General features: G+C 74.6%; 1 protein-coding gene. It reads left to right on the top strand.

What is annotated here, in order from left to right; genetic code table 11:
- Positions 1–1,402 (top strand): tRNA lysidine(34) synthetase TilS (tilS, locus tag FDN03_RS16180; protein ID WP_138178611.1); only part of this gene is annotated, 1,402 nt, incomplete at both ends.

Raw genomic sequence — 1,402 nt, 5'->3', positions numbered from 1 at the left:
CGACATTCCGCCCGGCGGGCTCGTTCTCGTCGCCTGCTCGGGTGGCTCCGACTCGTTGGCGCTCGCCGCCGCGCTGGCGTTCGTCGCGCCCCGCCGCGCGCTGCGCGCCGGCCTGCTGACGGTGGACCACGCCTGGGACGACACGTCGTCCGCCCGCGCGGCCGAGGTGGCAGAGCAGGGCGAGAGCCTGGGGTTGTCCCCCGTCGAGATCCTGGCGGCACACGCGCCCCGTTCCGAGGGCGCCGCGCGGGACGCCCGCCGGGCCGCCCTGCTCGCGGCCGCCGGGCGTCTGCAGGCACACGCAGTGCTGCTTGGCCACACCCTCGACGACCAGGCCGAGACCGTGCTGCTGCGGCTCGCGCGCGGCTCCGGGGCACGCTCGCTGAGCGGCATGCCCGCCGCCGACGGCCTGATCCGCCGGCCCCTGCTCGGCCTGCGGCGGGCCCATACCCGCGAGGCCTGTCAGTTCCTTGACCTCCCCTTCTGGGAGGACCCCACCAACGCCGACCCGGCGTTCGCCCGGGCTCGCACCCGCGCGACGGTGCTGCCCGTCCTGGAGGCGGAGCTGGGGCCCGGTATCGCCGAGGCGCTGGCCCGCACCGCGGACCTGCTGCGGGCGGACGCTGACGCGCTGGAGGCGCTGGCCGACGACGCGTATCTCGACCTCACCGCCACTGCCGTGGCTCAGGCCCCGGCAGAGCTCGACCCGGCGCAGACGGCCCTCCGTCCGGCGCGGGTGGAGCTCGACGTCCAGGCGCTCGCCCCGCTTTCCCGGGCGGTACGGGGCCGGGTGCTGCGCCGAGCCGCGCTGACAGCGGGCTCGTCAGCCTCCGCGCTGCGTGCCTCGCACATCTGGGCGGTCGAGGAACTTGTGACCCGCTGGCGCGGGCAGAAGCCGGTCCCGCTCCCGTCAGGCGTGCTGGCACGCCGGACTGGTGGCAGGATCGCCATCGCCGGTCCAGACGCACCGATTCCCGCCGAACCCGCGGGACCGGGCGTCGCCGGGCCGGTCCACCCAGCACCCGACCAGGAGGACAGGCTGGTGAGCCAGGCGGCGACGGCGAAGGCCGACAACGACGGCACCTCGATCCCCGCTGCGGAGGTGTCCCCGGCTCGGGTCCATCCCGACATCGGCGACGTCCTCGTCAGCGAGCAGGAGATCGCGACGAAGATCGCGGAACTGGCGGCGCGGGTGGACGCGGACTACGCCGGTCGCGAAATCCTGCTGGTCGGTGTCCTCAAGGGCGCGGTGATGGTGATGGCGGACCTGTCCCGCGCGCTGACCGTGCCGATCACGATGGAGTTCATGGCCGTCTCGTCCTACGGGTCGACGACGTCGTCCTCCGGTGTGGTCCGCATCCTCAAGGACCTCGACCGTTCCATCGAGGGGCGGGACGTGCTG

Source organism: Glutamicibacter sp. V16R2B1, from assembly GCF_005774635.1.
GTDB lineage: Bacteria > Actinomycetota > Actinomycetes > Actinomycetales > Micrococcaceae > Glutamicibacter > Glutamicibacter creatinolyticus.
This window is presented reverse-complemented; position numbering and strand designations above follow the sequence as displayed.